The following is a 19,310-nucleotide window of genomic DNA, read 5'->3' on the forward strand; positions in this document are numbered from 1 at the left end:
TCCCTTCTCAAAGTCCCTCTCCAGCCTGTTCAGAAATCATCTGATCACGTCTCAAAGTCCCTTCTCAAAGTCCCTCTCCAGCCTGTTCAGAAATCATCTGATCACGTCTCAAAGTCCCTTCTCAAAGTCCCTCTCCCTCTTTGGGAGAGGGATTTAGGGTGAGGGCAATGTATTAAGCGATTGGTGAACAAGCTGTAGTCGATAGTAGCAAATTGTGCATCATCAACCCGTACCAGTTCCCTCAACCCGATTAGTTCCCGACTCCGTTTAAAATCATATACCAACAGAGGTTGAATTTCTGTCGCCGATGCACTAAATTTTAGCCATGTGGGTGATTGTCGTCAATGAGGGGGGGGTAGTAGTAGCTTGGATCTGTATCAATCTCTGCTGAAACCGATTTTATTTAAAGGCCTGAAAGTCGATCCAGAGTGGGCGCATCATCAAACCTTGGAACTTCTCCATTGGATAGACACCCACAAATCAAATCTCCCCCTATCCTGGCTAGAATCGCAACTACATCCTCGATTCAGCCTAGTTGACCCCCGACTCCAGCAAACCATGTGGGGGCTAAATTTCATCAATCCCGTGGGGTTAGCCGCTGGTTTTGATAAAGACGGCGTGGCGGCGGGGTTATGGGGAAGTTTTGGCTTTGGGTTCACCGAATTAGGCACAGTGACCTTACACCCGCAACCCGGAAACCCGCGCCCGCGTCTGTTTCGGCTACTAGAAGATGAAGCAGTTTTAAATCGTATGGGGTTTAATAACCAAGGCGCTGCCACCCTAGCCGACCGTTTACAGAATTATACTCCTTCTAGCCTCGGTCCGACAATACCCCTAGGCATCAACCTAGGAAAATCGAAAATCACCCCCCTAGAGGAAGCAGCCAGCGACTATCTTGGGAGTTTTCAGCTATTGCGAGACCTAGGTGATTACTTTGTAGTGAATGTGTCGTCACCGAATACACCAGGTTTGCGATCGCTACAAGGAAGCACAGAACTCAATGAAATCCTAACAGTTTTACAACAGGAAAACATAGCAGCATCGAAGCCCCTATTCATCAAAATCGCCCCCGATCTAGAATGGAAAGCGATCGATGATATAATAGAACTAGCCCGAACCCATAACCTAGCGGGTATAATTGCCACCAACACCACCATTAGTCGGGACAACCTAAAAACCCAATGGTTACCCCAAACCGGAAACCCGATAACTTCCGAAGCCGGAGGAATTAGTGGCGCACCCCTAAGGGAAAGGTCTACCGCCGTCATTCGCCATATATGGGAACAAACCAACGGTGAAATTCCCATCATTGGCGTTGGTGGCATTTTCACCGCCGAGGACGCTTGGGAAAAAATCACGGCTGGGGCTTGTCTCCTCCAAGTATACACCGGATGGGTTTACGAAGGTCCTCTCATGGTACATCGTCTTCTAACGGGACTCCTACAAAAACTAGAACACCACGGACTCAACCACATTTCCCAAGCCATAGGCGTGGCGGGTTCCAGAGTCAACCACATTTCCGATATTCCGTAGGGGCGCGCCTCCGCAGTCAACCAAATTTCCGATATTGTGTAGGGGCGCGCCTCCACAGTCAACCACATTTCCCAGCAGTAAGATTAATAAACCCGCCCCCCTCCACAGTCAACCACATTTCCCAGCAGTAAGATTAATAAACCCGCCCCCCTCCACGGTCAACCCAACGCCACCATCTCTCCATCATGTTGGGTTTCACCCAACCTACATGGGTTTTGGGAAGTAAGAGAAAATTACCACCGTTGATTCTGTTAATATTAATTTTTTGGGAAAATTTAGTTACAATATGTAGTAACAGTCAAGGCATGGAATTTGAATGGGATGAAACTAAACGTCTGACGAACCTCCGCAAACATGGCATTAATTTTATTGATGTTCCCCTTGTTTTTGATGGAGATATCGTAACCTTTGAAGATGACCGATTCAATTATGGAGAGCAGAGGTTTGTGACTTTGGGTTTGTTGCAAGGGCGAGTGGTCGCTATTGTCCATACAGAACAAGAAAAATGTATTCGGATTATTTCTGCGAGAAAAGCTACTAAATATGAACAACAAATTTACTTCGAGCAACTCTCAAACTGACTGGAACCGCCTAGACCGGATGACTGATGAAGAAATTGATTTTTCTGATTGTCCTGAAATTACGCCAGAAATGGTTACTAAAGCAGTAGTTAGGCGAGGTTCACCTAATTATCAGACCAAAACACAAGTGACTTTAAGTATTGATAGTGATGTTTTAGACTGGTTTAAATCGCAAGGTCAGAGTTATCAGACTGAGATTAATCGTTTACTGCGATCGCATATGGAAGCCCAGCAATAGCCTTTTTTCCCAATTTGAGTAGGTTGGGTGGAGGTACGAAACCCAACTCCACCGTCTCTCCATCATGTTGGGTTTGACCCAACCTACATGGCTGGGGTTTTGGCAAGTAGTCAACCACATTTCCCAGCAGTAAGATTAATAAACCCGCCCCCCTCCACAGTCAACCCAACGCCACCATCTCTCCATCATGTTGGGTTTCACCCAACCTACTAAAATTATTAATTGTTAATTGTCGCTAATACATCAGCAATAGTCTGGGAAGGGACTCGATCGCTAATAGTTACTGTGCCAATTTCCCTGGGGAGAATAAAGCGGACTTGACCATCTTTCACCTTCTTATCAGTTTGTAGGATGTCGATGATTTCATCAATCTTTAATCCTTGGGGAAGATGAATAGGTAAACCTGCCTTTTTAATCAGTAATTCCTGGCGGCGATCGCCATCATTTCCCCATAATTGCATCTTCACCGCAATTTGACTAGCAGCAACCATCCCAATAGCCACCGCTTCCCCGTGTACCAATTCCAAGTATCCGGTCAGACTCTCTACCGCATGACCGATAGTATGACCATAATTCAAAATCGCCCTCAGTCCCGATTCCTTTTCATCCTTGCTAACCACATCAGCCTTACTTTGACAGGAACGGACTATAATTTCGGTCAGTAGTTCCCCCGTCAAATCATCAATGCTATGGAGGTTATCTGCCTCTTCTAGGCGTTCAAATAACTGTTTATCCCAAATCACCCCATATTTAATCACCTCCGCCATTCCCGCCCGAAATTCTCGTGCTGGTAGAGTCGTCAAAACCTGCGGATCTATCACCACTAAACGGGGTTGATGAAAAGCGCCAATCAAGTTTTTACCCTGGGGATGATTTACCCCTGTTTTCCCACCAATAGAAGCATCCACCATAGCCAGTAGAGAGGTGGGAACCTGTACAACATTAATTCCCCGCAGCCAGGTAGCAGCAGCAAACCCGGTCATATCTCCAATTACTCCCCCCCCTAAAGCGATCATAGTGGAACTACGTTCTAGGCGGTGTTCTAGGGCGCTATTATAGATAGATTGGACTGTGGAGAGTGTTTTATACTGTTCTCCAGCGGGAAGGACTACTGAGGAAACCTGAAAGCCAGCATTCTCCATTGAGGCGATCGCCCTTTGTCCGTAGTGTGCAAAAATTTCTGGGTTAGATACCAATAGGGCTTTTTTTCCTAACTTGAGGGAAGACACCAAAGACCCCAAGCGGTCTAAATTCCCCGCCGCCACAGAAATATCATAGGACATTGGCCCCAAATTCACCCGAATGACAGACGACATGATGGCTTCCTCGTAAATTCCGCTAATTTCCCATAGAAGGCTATATTCTAGCGCAGGTCGTGTTTCAATGGAAGATGCAAAAGTTGACTTATCGGGAGATATTGACGATGACCATTGATGGTGCGATCGCTTATGCTTTACTCTATGTAGTAGCTATCGGCGCTGCGGCTGGCATTATGTTCACCCTGCGACTGGTAAAACTGATCTAAATAGTCTCATAGGCTAATTATGCTGTATCTGCGAACTTAATCTGATTCGCCGATGCAGCATTAATCTATAATTGGGGAAATTAGCGATTTTCGGTATTGAGTTGTTTCTCCAATTTCCGACTGGCTAAAGACATTAAATAGCAGAATAGCCAGTAGAGAACACCCAGGAATAGATAAACCTCCGCATAGCGTCCCAAAAATTGAGGGTTAGCTAAAATTGAACGGCTGATCCCTAGCAATTCTACCAGTCCGACTATGGCTAATAGGGTGGTGTCTTGAAACAGGCTAATAAACTGACCGACAATGGAGGGGATGGAGATTTTTAGGGCTTGCGGTAAGATAATTAAAACCATAGTTAAGGCTGGATTTAGACCTAGGGCTTTAGCGGCTTCATATTGACCCCTGGGGATAGCTTGTAGTCCGCCTCGGACGTTTTCTGCTAGGTAGGCTGAACTAAACATGGTTAAACCTACGATCGCCCTCAAAATGCGATCGGGTCGCATTCCTTCTGGTAAAAATAGGGGGAGAAGAATTTGACCCATAAACAGAATGGTAATTAGGGGTAAGCCTCTGATAATTTCAATATAGGCGATGGATAATCCTCTAATTACTGGTAAATCGCTTTGTCTACCTAAAGCTAATAAAACACCGATGGGAAAACATAGTAAAATGCTAATTACTGACATCAGCAAGGTTAGCATTAATCCTCCCCATAGGTCGGTGGAAACTCCCCTTAATCCTAAGCCGCCACCTATTAACCACAGGCTGATAATTAATAGCACAAACCAAGAAAAAGGCAGCCATTTTCCCAGTAGAGGTTTCCGGCTGCCAATTTGTCGCCCTCCCCAACTGCTAAATACAAAGACAAATAATAGGGCGATCGCTATGATACGATAAGATATGGCAGTTGGTAATAAAGCCATTAACATGGCGACGACACTCAGGAAAATGACAATATTTTGGCTGAAGAGGATGGTTTGGCGGCGGGCTAAAAATCCCCAGGTCAGACCTGATAAAATGCTAACTATTCCCAACAATAACCACAAGCGCCAATATTGATCACTGGGAAACCGACCGACCATAAATAGGTGCAAATTGGCGGGGATTACTTCCCATTGGGCGACTAATCTCGCCCAGGATACAAACCCTACTAACATCCACAGTAGGAAACTGGCGATCGCTATGGTAACTAACCCATTATACCAGGTATTAAACAGGTTATCACGCAGCCATTGGGGAAAGTCTGTTGACTGGGAAGGGGCTTGACGGTTTAAGGTGGGTTCAGGATTTGCTGTCATTTTTAGAATAGGTAATTCTTAACTGTGATGGTAGGGAAGGTTGGGGATTTTGATATTTGCTAAAAACTCCCTGTTAGTCACGGTTGACTGTAGTTATCTTTCCTGAAGTTGAACCCGGCGATTAAGGAAGTTCATAAATAGGGAAATAATCAGGTTAATGGTGAGATAGGCTGCCATAATAATTAGCATGACCTCTACCGCCCTCCCACTCTGGTTAAAGGTGGTGTTAGCAACATTATAAAGGTCAGCGTAGGCTACAGCGATCGCTAAACTGGAATTTTTCGCCAAGTTCAAATATTGACTATTGAGAGGAGGAATAATCACCCGCAAAGCCTGGGGAAACACGACCAGACGCATGACTAAACCTGATTTTAACCCTAGGGATCTGGCGGCTTCCCATTGTCCTTTGGCTACAGATTGAATCCCGGCGCGGACAATTTCGGCAATATAAGCAGCAGTATAAAATACTAACCCCACTAACAAAGCACTAAATTCAATAGTTAGCCTGAGACCACCTCGTAAAATGGGATTGTTTTCGCTTCCGATAATGGCGGGAACTTCCCAACCAAAGCCAAACAGGATGATTAACAACGACACTAGGGCGATGATACCTAGGGCGATTAATTGGGGTTGACCAGAAACCCCCTTTTCTACCATAATTTTAGTGCGTTGTTTCCAAATTACAAAAGAGGCGATCGCTGCTATTACCAAAAACCCTAACCACACCCAGATTAGAGAACTAGATGGCCAAGGAATAAAAATCCCCCGCTGAGTTAGGAAAATGGCATTAAAAACCCCCAGGCGATCTCTCACTGGGGGTAGTTGCAGAAATATCCCATACCAGAATAGCAGTTGTAGCAGTAGGGGGGTATTCCTGACTATTTCTACATATACTAACCCAATTTGACGCACTAGCCAGTTACCGGAAAAATAGGAAATTCCCGCAACAATTCCTACAATGGTCGTCAGGATAATCCCAAAAAACATCACTCGCAGCGTGTTCACTAAACCCGCTAGGAGAACCTGTCTATAGGGATCTGTCGGTTGGTAGGGGATGATACTTTCACCGATCGCAAATCCGGCGGTACTATTTAAAAATCCGAACCCGAACCTAATTCCGCTTCTTTGTAGGTTCTGATTCAGGTTAATGGTAAATATGCTAATAATCGCGATCACAATTACTAGGATGATTACCTGGAAGGCGATTTTCCAGAAGCGATCGTCTCGCCAAAGGGGGATTTTCGGTTGATTTGGATTCGTTGTCATTTTCCCTGATTTGTGATTTTGGGTGCGGTATTTTCAGCATAATTAACTACTGCTAAAATAGCCGTACAAATTGCTACTAATTGACCACTGATTTTCCCAATTTTATTGAGAGTCTTTATCATTAGTTAATATTCTTGCCCACAATAACTGGGATGATCATAGTACAAAATTAGCCCATGTAGTCAACTGGCAATCAACCAGGAAAACCCGATAAATAGCCGCGCCACCACCGCCAGAGGGGTTGAAAGTCCCATATATACCCGCAACCGCGCCTAACCAGGAGTGGGAAGCGGGCTGATATTGTCTCATCTTACTACCGCGCCATGTTCAACCGCAATCACTTTTGGCGGCTGACTCGGGAAAATCCCCATCTGGGAAAATTCCATAAAACTTAACACCAACTTAGTGAGAATCTATACGAATAATGTCCTATGATGGTAGGGGGTATTGATTGGAAAGTTTATCAATAAACCCGGCACACAGTTAAAGGAAGGTTAACAAAACTAACGATGTCTGAGTCTGCTATCTTGGATATGGTAGGGATCTCAAAGCAGTATCCCAACACTTACACCCCCGCCGTCGAGGATATAAGCATAACCTTGAACCAGGGAGATATTCTGAGTCTACTGGGTCCGTCTGGATGTGGTAAAACTACTCTGTTGCGGATAATTGCAGGGTTTGAACAGCCAGATAGGGGAGTGGTAGAGATTGCGGGACAGGTGGTTTCTGGGTTAAAACAGTGGGTTCCCCCAGAACGTCGGGGGGTGGGTATGGTGTTCCAGAATTATGCCTTGTTTCCTCACCTGACAGTAGCCAAAAATATTGCTTTTGGTTTGGAAACTCTCCGCCAAAAATCCCCCAAACAACTACAGTTGCGAGTGGCGGAAGTGTTAGAATTGGTGGGGTTGTCGGGATATGCCGATCGCTATCCCCATGAAATCTCTGGGGGACAACAGCAACGGGTGGCTTTAGCACGAGCCTTGGCCCCTAATCCGGCGTTGGTATTATTGGATGAACCCCTGAGTAATTTAGATGTACAAGTGCGGCTGAAATTGCGCCAGGAATTGCGGGAAATTCTGAAAGCAGCACGAGCATCAGCGGTGTTTGTTACCCATGACCAAGAAGAGGCTTTATCAATTTCTGACTGGGTGGCGGTAATGCGCCATGGACATTTGGAACAGTGGGGGACTCCAGAGGAAATTTACCTAGAACCGGCTTCTCGGTTTGTGGCGGAGTTTGTTACCCAGGCTAATTTTATCCCAGCACAGCGCCGGGGGAATTTGTGGGAAACTGAGGTGGGCTGTTTTGCGATCGCCTCTAACTTGGATTTAGATGATGATTCCGATATCACTGAAAAAGCAGATTTGATGGTGCGCCAAGAAGATTTTATCCTCAAACCTGACGAAACGGCTTCGGTGGTGATTCGCGATCGCCAGTTTTTGGGTCGCGAACTTCATTATTGTTTACAGGTTCCTTCTGGAGGTGAACTGATTGCTCGTACTCCCTTCGGAGGGGGATCGCTTCCTGTCGGTATGCGAGTACAGGTGATGTTTCCTCAAGACTCCGTGCGCGTGTTTCCCTCTGTTTCTGGCTCTGGAACTCCCAGATCAGCTTATGTATCGGCTCCCCATTAAGGTAGTCCCCCCGAATTTTGCTTTACAAAACTTTAAATTTTTCCGGTTCTGATCACAAAGATTAACCAAATGTTGAATTGTGATCAGTTTTTGGTAAGATCTGGTTAGAGCAGCTAAGTTGTAGAACGGCTGAGGAGGGGGTAATGCCAAGAAAGAAAAAACGGGGAGTCACGACTTTGTATTCAGAAACTAAGGTAAAAATAGGGGTGTCGCTAACACCCACAGGAGCGAAATTATTAAGCACAACTGCTAAAGAGTTGGGTCTGTCGCGTTCGGAATTTGTCGAACGTATTGCTAGGGGTGACTTTAAGATCTCTATGGATGAAGAAGGCACAACTATTAGCCTGGCTAACACTAATACACAAACAGAAGTTGATGATCAATCCGATGATAGCCCGGCTATTACCGCCGAATTAGAAAAGCGATCGGCTGAATATGATCAACTTCAGCAGGAATACGAAACCCTGCAAAAACAAGTTATAGAACAGGCGAATACTATCGCTGAACTAGAACAAAAACTAGGTCATTTCCCAGAATTACAAGCGCAACTTGAAAATAGTGTTCCGGCTAAGGAATATCATCACGTTCAGCAAGAACTCCAACAACATAAAGACTCAATTACTGACCTGAAAAAACAGCTTAAACGGATTGGAGAACTTGAGAGTAAACTGGCGAACACGGTTTCTCTGGAAGACCACGAAGCGCTGAAACAGCAAAATCAGGAAACTCTTAATCAACTCCAAAGCCAACTGGGTGACTCTCAGAAGCTACAACAGCAATTGGAACAGCAGAAATCTACTGTGGCTGATTTGCAATCACAGTTAAAACAAACCGTGACGGCTGAGGTTCACCAAAAGCTACAACAGCAATTGGAACAGCAGAAATCTACTGTGGCTGATTTGCAATCACAGTTAAAACAAACGGTGACGGCTGAGGTTCACCAAAAGCTACAACAGCAATTAGAACAGCAGAAATCTACTGTGGCTGATTTGCAATCACAGTTAAAACAAACGGTGGCGGCTGAGGTTCACCAAAAGCTACAACAGCAATTGGAACAGCATAAATCTACTGTGGCTGATTTGCAATCACAGTTAAAACAAACGGTGGCGGCTGAGGTTCACCAAAAGCTACAACAGCAATTGGAACAGCATAAATCTACTGTGGCTGATTTGCAATCACAGTTATCTGCAAGTGTTTCCATGGACACCTACCAGAAACTCGAACAGGAAGCAGAACAACACAAAAACCTGATTAATCAGTTACAAGAACAGTTAGAAAATCGACAAACAGAAATAGCCGAGGTTCGGCAAAAACTTACTCGGATTGCGGAACTGGAAGCTATGATATCACAAACTGTTCCGGCGGATAAGTATAGCGCTTTACAAATACAATCAGAACATCAGCGCTATATGGTTGAAACCATGAAAAAACAGTTGTGGGATTTGGTAAGTTCAGACCATAACCTAGAGTTTGGAGAACTGGAAACTGTTGATGGTCTGGTTAAATGCTGTGGGCTGGTTAGGCAAAAATTAGAGTCACAGACGCGGGCGATTTCGGCTTTACAACAAAGAACTCAGGAGTTGCAGAGTTTGGCAATGTTGGCTGAGTCTCATTTGAATAAGTGGAGTAACCGCATTTTTTCTAAGACTTATTAATTGCTGCTGTCAGTTTCTCTATGGGTTAATTTCAAGGCTAAAAAAAGGGCGCATCAGTAAGGTAAAATGCGCCCCCATAGTCTTGAAAAGGTTAGTGATGATTAAACAGTTAGATTAAACAGTTAACTGCTCGATCGCTTTTGTTTCCGGGTTGATGGACATTTTTTTCAGCCAGCTATAGTTAGCAGCTAAAGCACCAAAAAAGGTTTGATGTACGGCATAATTAACCCCAAATTCTTCACAAACTTCTGCTAAAATCGGAGCAATTTTAGGATAATGGATGTGGCAGATATGAGGAAATAGATGGTGGACGGTTTGATAGTTTAATCCCCCTACATACCAGTTAATAATTGGGTTGTTGGGGGCAAAATCAACGGTGGTTTTTACTTGTGCGATCGCCCATTCATCATCAATGTGTAAATTGTCGGGGTCTAAAAATTCCGCCGGTTCAATGACATGGGCTAACATAAATACGACACAGGCGACCAGTCCATGGGTCATATAAACAATAGAAGCGCCGATAACTGCTTCTAAGGGAGAATAACCAACGGCGATCGGTATAATTAAAAACACAGCCACACCGAAGGCTTTAAAGGCGAGTAAGGTTGCTATATCTACCCATGTCGGGGAGGGGATTTCGTGGTCATGATATTGGCGCTTAAATAGCATAGTTTGCACATCTGCTATAGACCAATAGTAGGGGATAAACGGATAGACAAACCAAATGAACCAATGTTGATAGCGATGATACCAGCGATATTCCATGCTAGGAGACATCCGCACCAATTCATCCCCATGAATTTCCACATCATGACCTAAAATGTTGGTGTAGGTATGATGAAGTACATTGTGGCGAAACTTCCATAAATAACTAGAAACTCCGATCGCATCATGGGTTAATCCAGATAGATAATTCACCCATTGATATTTAGAATAACCTCCATGATTTCCGTCATGGCTAATGTTAAAACCGACGGCGGAAACTCCAAAACCTAAAACAATGCAACCCAGTAGTTTCATCCATAGCACATCAGGACCAAAAACCACGAAGGTCCAAGCTGATACTACCCAAGCCAAAATAATTGCTGTTTTCAGGTACATGGCGGGGTTATCACGAGGGGAAATATTCTCCGCTTCCAAATAAGCGTTTACTCGACGATTTAGCTCTTTGCGGAACCCAATACTTTTCCCAAAAGTTACTTTTGACGTTGTTGATGTCATTAAACCCAATTTTTATTGATCACAAGCATGAGATTATAACACTGGTGGCAAAAAAAACTTCACTGTCAACCCATATCCCTAAAAATTAAGGTTTTTTTAAGACTTTTGTGGAGATAGCCCACACCATGGCCAGCCATTAGGGAATCATGGAACTTGATTATATTTCGCAAATATCAACAGTGGAGAACATAGGCAAATGTCAATAATTGCTGGCAAAATTAGTCCCCCAAAATTGGTATTTTGGCAAATTTATTGTATAATTCAATTGGGGATATTAACCTTAAATATCCTCACCTGAAATAGGAGAAAGTTATGCAAGAAATGTCTCAGGGGGCAACGGGACTACGACAACGTATCGCCCAACTATCAGCCAATCCTAATGCTCAAGCCATTGCCATTGGAGTGACAGCAGTAGCGCTGACCCCGGTGGTTTTGCCCCTGGTTAAGCCAGTTCTGAAGGCTACGATTAAAACGAGCGTTACTTTGTTTGAAAAAGCTAAAGTCGCTATGGCTGAAACTGGGGAAATGGTGGCAGACATAGCAGCAGAAGCCAAAGCGGAAGCCTTGACCGAAGCCCAAAAAAGGGCTAGTTTAAAGTCGGCTATTTCTACCCCGCAACTCTCGCCCAACCAGGAATAAGCTAAAGGGGGATTGAGACTATAATTATAGGTGGCTTGAATATTCTATCAGCCACCTGTGGATGTATTACGATTAATTCAAAACTGATAATTCGTGAGCATTCCCATGGTTGAAAGCCTCAGAACTTGGGGTAATCATGGGCTTATAGATAGAATTGGATAACTCCCGTTCCTTAGCTTCTGCTATCCACTGAGAGAGTGGAATTTCTCGACGACGTGATGAAGATAACCGGGGTTTACTAACTGTCTTGGTGTTTGTTTGAGAAATTTTAGTAATAGCTGGCAGGAGTTTCGGCCCTAAAACCAACACCCCCAGGCCTACCCAAGTTAAGGGATGATTGCCATGTCCATCCTCGATCATCTCTTTAAAATGAAAGGTGAGTACCGATTTTTCCAAATGAATCAGAGACATAACCCGTTCGACTCAAATATAATAACATCAAAATTCTGCTATTTATCAGGTTAGCAGGATTTGGCGCATAACTGACAACTATTTGCAACAATTTGTATCAGGCGAGGAACTAGCCCGGACAATTATCAATTATTGCAGAAGAAGTCAAGAAACCCGGTTTCTCAGCCACCAATGGACAGCGGAACCGGTCCCGACAATTATCAATTATTGCAGAGATCAAGAAACCCGGTTTCTCAAAGAAACCGGGTTTCTCAGCCACCAATGGACAGCGGAACCGGTCCCGACCATTATTAATTATTAATTATTAATTATTAATTATTAATTGTTCATCTGGTGTTCAACTAGGGGTCGGAGACTATTCATTCCGGCGGCGATCGCTGAACCATTGTGGATAGCAGTAGCCACTAAGGGATTAAGCCCTACGGTGGAAGCCAACCCCAAAGCTGCTAAATTCGGGGCGACGACGAGAGCGATATTTTGGTCAATTAAATTGCGAGTTTGACGGGCGATATCAATGGCTTCTAAAACGTCTAAGAGGTTATTATTCATCAACACTACGTCGGCGGTTTCACGAGCAATATCAGAACCATGTTGAAAGGAAATGGAAACATCCGCATAAGCCAAAGCGACGGAATCATTTAATCCATCTCCGATAAAGGCGACAGTCCGACCGGCGCGATGTAAATCACGAACAATACGAGCTTTTTCATCGGGGAAGGCTTCGGCATAAACCCGCGATTTGGGAATCCCTAATTGTTCAGCAACTAAGGCGGCGCGTTGGGGGTTATCTCCGGTGAGTAAATGGACTTCGATCGCATAATTTTTTTGCAGGGCTTGTATGAGGCGATCGCTTTCTGGTTTCAGGGGGTCAGTATATTCAATCACCCCTTGAAAATCGCCATCACAAGCGACATAAATTTGGGTCATTTGGCTAGTAGAAATCAGGGAATTATCACCCCAATTAACCCGCTGTTGTTCGAGAAAACGTTGACTTCCCACCAATACCTGATGACCTTCAATTTCGGCTCGTACTCCCAAGCCTAAATCATAGAACCATTCTCCTCGTGGGGGAATAGTAATGTCAAGTTGAGCAGCATAATTAACGATCGCCTCGGCGACAGGGTGATTAAGTCTCATTTCCGCGGCCGCCGCCAGTTTTAGCAGTTCGGTTTCGGACATTCCTCCGGGAAGCGTCCGCACGGCAGCGATCGCAATTTCACCCTCGGTTAGAGTTCCGGTTTTATCAAAAACCACGGTATCAACTTCGGCGAGTTGTTCCAAAGTCCGACCACTGCGAACCAAGATACCATGGCGGGTTGTATGATTTAATGCACCCCAAAAGGCTGTCGGAATTGACACTCTAATTCCGGTGACAAAATCGAGGGTAAGAATAGCGGCAGCCCTAGCAGCATCTCGGCTAGTAACTAATACAATACCCGCCAAAAGTAGAGAAGGCAAGATTAACCTATCTGCGACTTTTTCGGCATAATTAGCCATGCGGGTATCATAAACGGGAGCCTTTTGTAATAATTCTATACTCAAAGCAGCTCTAGTTTGAGAACCGACGCGATCGGCTTTTAAGTAAAGCTGTCCTGAACGCACCAAAGTCGAAGCTAAAACCGACTCTCCCACCCGTTTAACTAATGGCATTGCTTCCCCAGTTAAACCCTGTTCATCAATAACGGCTTCTCCTTTTAAGACAGTACCATCTACGGGGATTTGTTCCCCCGGATAAACGACGACTTTATCCCCCACATGAAGGCGATCGCTTGGGATTTTTTGCGGGGGTAAATCATCATCCACCACCACCCATGCAAACCTACCAATAGCATCCATCAAACTCGCCGTGCGTACCTCCGTCGCCCGCGCCGTTTGTTCCCGAATTACATCCCCCAATTCATGCAGTAAAATCACCATAGCCGGGGTAACTAACTTACCCTGAGTCGCACTTAAACTCAAGGCGAGAAAATCCAGACAATCAATATTTAACCGTCGCTGATTAATCAGGCTATTAAAAGCCCGTTGAGCCACAGGAAAAGCCGCTAGAATAAACGCTATTCTCGCCACAGGGCGCAATGGTGTTAATTGCGGAAACCGACTTAAAACCGCCAACGCAGTGGCTATAATTGGCAGCCGCAGACTCGACTCGTTTTCCTCTACAGTCCCTGATTTTTCAGGGGTTTTCGGCTCATTATTAACACCATAAATTGGCTTATCATAAAATTGATGATTTGTCAAGTCTTTGACTACATTAATCACCAAATTTGATAAATCAACCGCCGCCAATTTATTCGGGACATATTGCACCACCATACAGGCGGCTATGGGGTTAATCCGCACATAGGTAATACCGGAGTTTTTTGCTAAAATCTGCTGAATTTCAGTAGCTAATTGGGGATATTTAGCTAATAGGGGAATACGAAAGCGAGTCCGTCCAGCTACCTGATGAATAACCTGGCATTCTTGATTAGATAATGATGTTGATATCGCGGTAGTCATGATGTGGGTTCAGAATCATCGGAGACGGAATTTGTATCAGGTTCAGCAGTAGTTTCAGCCTTTTCTAGGATAGTAACTAAATACATACCTAACTCCAATTCCGAAACCCCAGCCGGGTCATATTGAATAATCAAAGATGCAGCGGTGCGGTTAATGCGTACCGACTTAACTCGCTGTTCCTCAGACAACAGTTTTTCTAAGCGTTTCGCATAGAGAACATCAGTCATTAAACGGGGAATACGCAACCGAAGCCGTCCGGGTATAGAATGAACAATAGTATAATCTTCGGTTTCAGTTGTGGTAGCTGTGGGACTATTATCTTGATGGTTATTAGGACTTGTGGCTTGAGTGGAATTAGTAGCGGGAGAGTTAGCCTTAGCCTCCTGCTTCAATTGGCGAACTAATTGGCGAATAATTGCAGCCATTAACAGGTTAACTATCAAGGCTTGCGCCCCCCGTAGCCGCAGGCGACTGGTAACTAATAAACCTGCTACCACAGGTAAAATCGTCACCACTTCCTCATAGTCTTCTAACCACCGACCTATTTGGGGAAGAATGTCGGGGTTTTCTGCGGTTTGAATTTCGGTAGATAATGCTGAATCCGTCATGGTCAATTTACCTTATTTTCAGGACAGTATACCATAGATAATTCACGAACCCAATAACTAGGAGAATTGACAACCTCTCCGGCGCTGATGTCGGTGTCCACCATAACAGTTGTTTTGATTAGATATGGCTATGGTTTGAGTACGTCTGGTGACACAACGTTTAAAGGCGGGTAAATGGTTTTCTTGGGATGCACGTTGCAAATTTAAGAACACATTTTGTACATCCCAGTAATTTGATGTGGCTTTCAATAACCTTTGATACATTTCCCCATTTTCAATTTCGGCTTTAACTCCTTGTTCGCAGGCTTCTTGTACTGAGTTAGGGGGAATTATACGAGTTTCCCAATCATCCTCTGGTATGGGAATATTATACCTAATAAACAGTGGAATTAATGCCTGTATATGCCTTTTTTCGGCTTCGATAATATTCACAAAGGGTCTAATCGGTCCGAATTTTTGGATAATTAACCGATAGGTAGCACAGGCTTTATATTCATCCTGTATGGCTTCACATAAAGCCTGTTTAAGACTATCCAGGGCTGGATTATCTGACATTTTGATTAACTCCTGATTAACTCATTAAATTAGGGAGATATCCATTCGTAAAACTCGATCGCTTCTGGGGAGCAACTATGACAGCCCCCGCAGGCTTTACCCTCCACTTTACAAACTCGCCCCTTTCTAATTAATTTGCCCAGCATGAATCGCAGGGTATCAGCATCAATTTTCATCTGATGTTCTAATTCTGTCAAAGAAACGCGACCATGATTTCTGAGATGATTTTGCAGTTGTTGAAGTAGCATAGTTGACGACGGGATAAATGGTGCGATCGCTAGTCTCTATGGTATCATGAATATACCTGTTAACACCGATAACCATAAATTCACAAATCCTTGAGACTAGCTACAGCCAAAAGGCTAATAACCTGCTTTTTTGGCAAGTCTAACCCTGGCTACAAACGGGGAGAATGGCGACGGTTGCTAACAGCTTTGAGACTAACTAAAGTAGCACCCATGACGATACATAGTCCCATCAATAAACCCAAAGCCTCTCCGGTATTTTGTGATAAAGTCATCGCCTGATAGTAGAAACTAGCAACCCAGTAGGCTAGTCCAGTAGTCCAAAGCGCCACAAACACCGTCCAACCGAGATTAGTTTCCCGGTAAACAGCAGCAATGGCAGACACACAGGGGAAATAAAGCAACACAAATAACAGGAAAGCAAAAGCGGCGGTAGAACTACCAAACCTTTGAGACATTTGACCAAAGGTGCTATAACTAACCTCCTGTGCTGTGGCGGCTTCTTCCTGATTATCAGTGCTTTCCATAATACTTAAACCAATGGGATCAAGTATTTGATTACCTAAATCAGCTAAGTTAGCGGGAATACTAGCAAAGGCTTCGGCGATACCTCCCCAAAAACTAAATTCTTCTTCGGGTTCTTCCACTGAGTCGGCAGCGGATGCTTCATCAGCCCCTAATTGCTTATAAAGGGCATCCATACTGCCAACCATGACCTCTTTAGCAAATACTCCGGTAAATAAGCCGACAGTAGCCGGCCAATTATCTTGAGTGATTCCCATGGGGCTAAAAACTGGGGTAATTGTGCGACTAACGGCACTTAAAAGAGAATCCTGGCTATCCTGTTTCCCGAAAGAACCATCAGTGCCGACAGAATTTAATAAACCCAGAATTAACACGACAATAACAATCATTTTCCCGGCGCGGGTGATAAAGGCTTTTAACCTTTCCCAAGCGCGGATTAATACACCTTTGGCGGTGGGAATATGATAGGGGGGTAATTCCATGACAAAGGGTGCAGATTGACCGCGTAAGAGGGTATGCTTCATGACTAACCCGGTGAACACGGCTGCTAAAATCCCGATGATGTAAAGCAAGAAAACGATATTTTGTCCGTTTCTGGGGAAAAATGCGGCTACAAACAGGGCATAAACTGGCAGGCGCGCCCCACAGGACATAAAGGGATTCATTAAGACGGTCATTAGGCGATCGCGAGGATTTTCTAAAGTCCGGGTTGCCATAATACCGGGAATATTGCAGCCAAAACCGACCATCATTGGCACAAAAGACTTACCCGGAAGCCCCATAAACCGCATAAACCGATCCATAACAAAGGCGGCGCGGGCGAGATAGCCAGAGTCTTCTAAGATGGCTAGACAGATAAACATTAAGCCAATTTGGGGGATAAATGTAGCAGTGGTTTGGATACCGCCGCCAACTCCTTCGGCTAGAGTACCGATTAACCAACCGGGGGCGTTAATTTGCTCAAGGCCATGAGCCATGCCATCTACAAATACGGTACCAAAGGCGATCTCAAAAAAGTCGATAAATGCGCCGCCAAAGTTAATGGAAATCAGGAACATCAGGTACATGACTACCAAAAAAATGGGTATACCCCAGGCGCGACTGAGGACTACCTGATCAATGTGATCGGAAACGTGCTGTTGTACTAGGTCCGATCGCTGTGTGATACCCTGTAACATCTGATGAATCCAGCTATAGCGCGCATCAGCAATCAATAAGTCGATATCTTCTCCCAGGGTTTGGTGTATGCGGTGGCGGTGGGTGGCAATTTGCTTAACGACATCTTGATTAACCAAACTTTGGCGATCGTCATATTGCAATAAACTGAGACTTTGCCAACGATAGTCTGGGGGTAAGTAGTTATATTGTTGGGCTATAGATTCGGTAATTTCATTGAGGGCGGCTTCGATAAGGGCTGGATAGGCGACTTTAGCTTGGGGGCGGTCTGCCATAAGTATGGCATCTCGGACAATTTCCCGCAGTTGTTCTACCCCTCGCCCAGAACTAGCACTCATGGGAATTACCGGACAGCCTAAGCGATCGCCTAATTGTTGGGCATCAATGGTAATTTGCCGCTGCTGGGCTATATCTATCATATTCAGGGCGATCGCGATCGGCAAACCCATTTCCAGCAGTTGGGTGGTTAGATACAGATTTCGCTCTAGGTTGGACGCATCTACGATATTGATAATTAAGGTGGCTTCACCCGATAGTAAATAGTCTCGCGCTACCTGTTCATCTAATCCAGTGCTGGCATCTTCCACGTCCAGAGAGTAAACCCCTGGCAGGTCAATCACCTTGATGGCCTGGTTTTGATAACGATAGCTTCCCTCTTTCCTTTCTACGGTAACTCCGGGCCAGTTACCTACCCGCTGATTACTACCAGTTAAAGCATTAAATAGGGTCGTTTTCCCACAGTTAGGGTTTCCCACCAAAGCAATACAGGACATCGCAGCCTTATTATCGGTTTGGCGGTTCAGTTCCATAGACTGACTCACAATTTTGTTCCTCCTTTAGGATGGGTTGATCAATGCCACCTGGAGGGCATCTGCTTCGTCTTTGCGTAAACTCAGGTTAAATCCCCTGACCTCAATTTGGGTTGGGTCTCCTAAAGGTGCGTGGCGTTTGACTGTAAATTCCACCCCTGGAGTTAATCCCATGGCTAATAATTTCCGTTTGTAGCTACGGGCGGCGGGGTCATAACCAACCACCCGCAACCGAGAACCGATCGCCGCATGGCGCAACTGCACAACATTAGTCTTATTCATTGATGAGAGTTTCCTTTTCGACTGGGTGAGGTTTTCTGTGGCGACCTGAATATTCTCAGCCATATCTGCCCCCAGTCCTAAGCGATGGTCGCCTAGGGCGATAATCACTGATCCACTGGTTGTGGAACTAATGACATTTAATTCTACACCTGGCATTAACCCCATCCCCATTAGACGGGTATTGCCTCCGGCACAATTGAGAGCAACTATATATAAGCGATCGCCTACCTTCGCCTCGGACAAAGCAAAGGTTCCCGGAATTGATGATTCGCCCACTACAACCAATGATTCTGGTGATTCACTTATGGTGCGAGCATGACCAGTGTTGTCTTTGAGGTAAGTAAATCCTGACCAGCTTGAGCCACCATCAAAGCCGTTCACGGATACATCGGCACAGTAGTTATCATTGTCCATAATCTATTGGCTCTCTGTTGAGCTAATTGAGAATTAATTTTAATTAATACCATGTAACTAAGTAAAAATCCCATTGTTAATAAATTTTTAATAAACCCCCTTGTTTGGAAAAAGCACAAAATTATACTACAAAAATTAATTTTGTCAACCCCTTGCAATATTTGTTTGCAGTGTGTTACATTTGTTTACAAGAAGT

19 protein-coding genes are annotated in these 19,310 nt (G+C 44.6%); 7 read left to right on the forward strand and 12 right to left on the reverse strand.

Annotated elements, in window-relative coordinates:
- Window positions 1–366: 366 nt before the first annotated feature.
- From ACTIE0_RS04030 to ACTIE0_RS04040, 3 genes are all read left to right on the forward strand, one after another.
- Window positions 367–1,533, forward strand: a complete 1,167-nt coding sequence (locus ACTIE0_RS04030) for a quinone-dependent dihydroorotate dehydrogenase (RefSeq protein ID WP_006670772.1) — start codon at window positions 367–369, stop codon at window positions 1,531–1,533.
- Between the two features lie 242 nt (window positions 1,534–1,775).
- A complete protein-coding gene (locus ACTIE0_RS04035; protein ID WP_228116365.1) occupies window positions 1,776–2,114 on the forward strand; it encodes a BrnT family toxin in 339 nt (112 codons plus the stop codon).
- Window positions 2,077–2,352, forward strand: coding sequence for a BrnA antitoxin family protein (locus tag ACTIE0_RS04040; protein WP_006670774.1), 276 nt, complete (start codon window positions 2,077–2,079; stop codon window positions 2,350–2,352). The genes ACTIE0_RS04035 and ACTIE0_RS04040 overlap by 38 nt, the downstream gene beginning before the upstream one ends.
- Window positions 2,353–2,570: 218 nt before the next feature.
- Here the strand turns inward: ACTIE0_RS04040 and aroB are convergent, their stop codons facing one another.
- Complete coding sequence (aroB, locus tag ACTIE0_RS04045) at window positions 2,571–3,668, reverse strand: 3-dehydroquinate synthase (protein ID WP_008050342.1); 1,098 nt, start codon at window positions 3,666–3,668, stop codon at window positions 2,571–2,573.
- A 74-nt stretch (window positions 3,669–3,742) separates the two neighbouring features.
- Between aroB and petL the strand changes: the two genes are divergently transcribed.
- Entirely contained in the window at window positions 3,743–3,877 is a 135-nt protein-coding gene (petL, locus tag ACTIE0_RS04050) for a cytochrome b6-f complex subunit PetL (RefSeq protein WP_006624654.1), read from the forward strand.
- A gap of 80 nt (window positions 3,878–3,957) precedes the next feature.
- Here the strand turns inward: petL and ACTIE0_RS04055 are convergent, their stop codons facing one another.
- From ACTIE0_RS04055 to ACTIE0_RS04065, 3 genes are all read right to left on the reverse strand, one after another.
- Window positions 3,958–5,175 (reverse strand): amino acid ABC transporter permease, encoded by a 1,218-nt coding sequence (locus ACTIE0_RS04055; protein WP_006624655.1) that lies wholly within the window; start codon window positions 5,173–5,175, stop codon window positions 3,958–3,960.
- A 93-nt stretch (window positions 5,176–5,268) separates the two neighbouring features.
- The gene (locus ACTIE0_RS04060; RefSeq protein ID WP_006624656.1) at window positions 5,269–6,441 is read right to left on the reverse strand and encodes an amino acid ABC transporter permease; all 1,173 of its coding nucleotides are present in this window, start codon (window positions 6,439–6,441) and stop codon (window positions 5,269–5,271) included.
- The gene (locus ACTIE0_RS04065; protein ID WP_006624657.1) at window positions 6,438–6,563 is read right to left on the reverse strand and encodes a hypothetical protein; all 126 of its coding nucleotides are present in this window, start codon (window positions 6,561–6,563) and stop codon (window positions 6,438–6,440) included. The genes ACTIE0_RS04060 and ACTIE0_RS04065 overlap by 4 nt, the downstream gene beginning before the upstream one ends.
- A gap of 387 nt (window positions 6,564–6,950) precedes the next feature.
- On the opposite strand from ACTIE0_RS04065, the gene ACTIE0_RS04070 reads away from it, so the two are divergent.
- Window positions 6,951–8,075, forward strand: coding sequence for an ABC transporter ATP-binding protein (locus ACTIE0_RS04070; RefSeq protein ID WP_006670584.1), 1,125 nt, complete (start codon window positions 6,951–6,953; stop codon window positions 8,073–8,075).
- A 143-nt stretch (window positions 8,076–8,218) separates the two neighbouring features.
- Window positions 8,219–9,730 carry a coiled-coil domain-containing protein gene (locus ACTIE0_RS04075; protein ID WP_439516842.1) on the forward strand — a complete coding sequence of 504 codons (1,512 nt, stop codon included), beginning with the start codon at window positions 8,219–8,221 and terminating at the stop codon, window positions 9,728–9,730.
- Window positions 9,731–9,844: 114 nt separating this feature from the next.
- Here ACTIE0_RS04075 and ACTIE0_RS04080 read toward each other — a convergent pair whose 3' ends face one another.
- Window positions 9,845–10,951, reverse strand: coding sequence for a fatty acid desaturase family protein (locus ACTIE0_RS04080; protein WP_006624662.1), 1,107 nt, complete (start codon window positions 10,949–10,951; stop codon window positions 9,845–9,847).
- A gap of 312 nt (window positions 10,952–11,263) precedes the next feature.
- On the opposite strand from ACTIE0_RS04080, the gene ACTIE0_RS04085 reads away from it, so the two are divergent.
- Complete coding sequence (locus tag ACTIE0_RS04085; RefSeq protein ID WP_006624664.1) at window positions 11,264–11,590, forward strand: DUF5132 domain-containing protein; 327 nt, start codon at window positions 11,264–11,266, stop codon at window positions 11,588–11,590.
- Between the two features lie 72 nt (window positions 11,591–11,662).
- Here ACTIE0_RS04085 and ACTIE0_RS04090 read toward each other — a convergent pair whose 3' ends face one another.
- From ACTIE0_RS04090 to ACTIE0_RS04120, 7 genes are all read right to left on the reverse strand, one after another.
- Window positions 11,663–12,001, reverse strand: a complete 339-nt coding sequence (locus ACTIE0_RS04090) for a hypothetical protein (RefSeq protein ID WP_006624665.1) — start codon at window positions 11,999–12,001, stop codon at window positions 11,663–11,665.
- A 318-nt stretch (window positions 12,002–12,319) separates the two neighbouring features.
- Window positions 12,320–14,500 (reverse strand): heavy metal translocating P-type ATPase, encoded by a 2,181-nt coding sequence (locus ACTIE0_RS04095; protein WP_006670586.1) that lies wholly within the window; start codon window positions 14,498–14,500, stop codon window positions 12,320–12,322.
- Window positions 14,497–15,108 (reverse strand): HMA2 domain-containing protein, encoded by a 612-nt coding sequence (locus tag ACTIE0_RS04100; RefSeq protein WP_006624668.1) that lies wholly within the window; start codon window positions 15,106–15,108, stop codon window positions 14,497–14,499. The genes ACTIE0_RS04095 and ACTIE0_RS04100 overlap by 4 nt, the downstream gene beginning before the upstream one ends.
- Before the next feature lie 57 nt (window positions 15,109–15,165).
- Window positions 15,166–15,663 (reverse strand): ferritin-like domain-containing protein, encoded by a 498-nt coding sequence (locus ACTIE0_RS04105; RefSeq protein ID WP_006624669.1) that lies wholly within the window; start codon window positions 15,661–15,663, stop codon window positions 15,166–15,168.
- Between the two features lie 29 nt (window positions 15,664–15,692).
- Complete coding sequence (locus ACTIE0_RS04110; RefSeq protein WP_006624670.1) at window positions 15,693–15,911, reverse strand: FeoC-like transcriptional regulator; 219 nt, start codon at window positions 15,909–15,911, stop codon at window positions 15,693–15,695.
- A 149-nt stretch (window positions 15,912–16,060) separates the two neighbouring features.
- A complete protein-coding gene (feoB, locus tag ACTIE0_RS04115) occupies window positions 16,061–18,418 on the reverse strand; it encodes a Fe(2+) transporter permease subunit FeoB (RefSeq protein WP_006624671.1) in 2,358 nt (785 codons plus the stop codon).
- A gap of 27 nt (window positions 18,419–18,445) precedes the next feature.
- The gene (locus tag ACTIE0_RS04120) at window positions 18,446–19,114 is read right to left on the reverse strand and encodes a ferrous iron transport protein A (protein WP_006670587.1); all 669 of its coding nucleotides are present in this window, start codon (window positions 19,112–19,114) and stop codon (window positions 18,446–18,448) included.
- Between the last annotated feature and the right edge of the window lie 196 nt (window positions 19,115–19,310).

The organism is Limnospira sp., from assembly GCF_051859755.1.
GTDB classification, from domain to species: domain Bacteria; phylum Cyanobacteriota; class Cyanobacteriia; order Cyanobacteriales; family Microcoleaceae; genus Limnospira; species Limnospira fusiformis.

Bases quoted from the DNA above. Each gene is read 5' to 3' on its own strand.
- ACTIE0_RS04075 (WP_439516842.1), top strand. From the start codon at position 8,219: ATGCCAAGAAAGAAAAAACGGGGAGTCACGACTTTGTATTCAGAAACT.
- ACTIE0_RS04060 (WP_006624656.1), bottom strand. From the start codon at position 6,441: ATGACAACGAATCCAAATCAACCGAAAATCCCCCTTTGGCGAGACGAT.
- ACTIE0_RS04120 (WP_006670587.1), bottom strand. From the start codon at position 19,114: ATGGACAATGATAACTACTGTGCCGATGTATCCGTGAACGGCTTTGAT.
- petL (WP_006624654.1), top strand. From the start codon at position 3,743: ATGCAAAAGTTGACTTATCGGGAGATATTGACGATGACCATTGATGGT.
- ACTIE0_RS04065 (WP_006624657.1), bottom strand. From the start codon at position 6,563: ATGATAAAGACTCTCAATAAAATTGGGAAAATCAGTGGTCAATTAGTA.
- ACTIE0_RS04085 (WP_006624664.1), top strand. From the start codon at position 11,264: ATGCAAGAAATGTCTCAGGGGGCAACGGGACTACGACAACGTATCGCC.
- ACTIE0_RS04105 (WP_006624669.1), bottom strand. From the start codon at position 15,663: ATGTCAGATAATCCAGCCCTGGATAGTCTTAAACAGGCTTTATGTGAA.
- ACTIE0_RS04110 (WP_006624670.1), bottom strand. From the start codon at position 15,911: ATGCTACTTCAACAACTGCAAAATCATCTCAGAAATCATGGTCGCGTT.
- ACTIE0_RS04080 (WP_006624662.1), bottom strand. From the start codon at position 10,951: ATGACATCAACAACGTCAAAAGTAACTTTTGGGAAAAGTATTGGGTTC.
- ACTIE0_RS04055 (WP_006624655.1), bottom strand. From the start codon at position 5,175: ATGACAGCAAATCCTGAACCCACCTTAAACCGTCAAGCCCCTTCCCAG.
- ACTIE0_RS04090 (WP_006624665.1), bottom strand. From the start codon at position 12,001: ATGTCTCTGATTCATTTGGAAAAATCGGTACTCACCTTTCATTTTAAA.
- ACTIE0_RS04095 (WP_006670586.1), bottom strand. From the start codon at position 14,500: ATGACTACCGCGATATCAACATCATTATCTAATCAAGAATGCCAGGTT.
- ACTIE0_RS04040 (WP_006670774.1), top strand. From the start codon at position 2,077: ATGAACAACAAATTTACTTCGAGCAACTCTCAAACTGACTGGAACCGC.
- ACTIE0_RS04070 (WP_006670584.1), top strand. From the start codon at position 6,951: ATGTCTGAGTCTGCTATCTTGGATATGGTAGGGATCTCAAAGCAGTAT.
- feoB (WP_006624671.1), bottom strand. From the start codon at position 18,418: ATGGAACTGAACCGCCAAACCGATAATAAGGCTGCGATGTCCTGTATT.
- aroB (WP_008050342.1), bottom strand. From the start codon at position 3,668: ATGTCGTCTGTCATTCGGGTGAATTTGGGGCCAATGTCCTATGATATT.
- ACTIE0_RS04100 (WP_006624668.1), bottom strand. From the start codon at position 15,108: ATGACGGATTCAGCATTATCTACCGAAATTCAAACCGCAGAAAACCCC.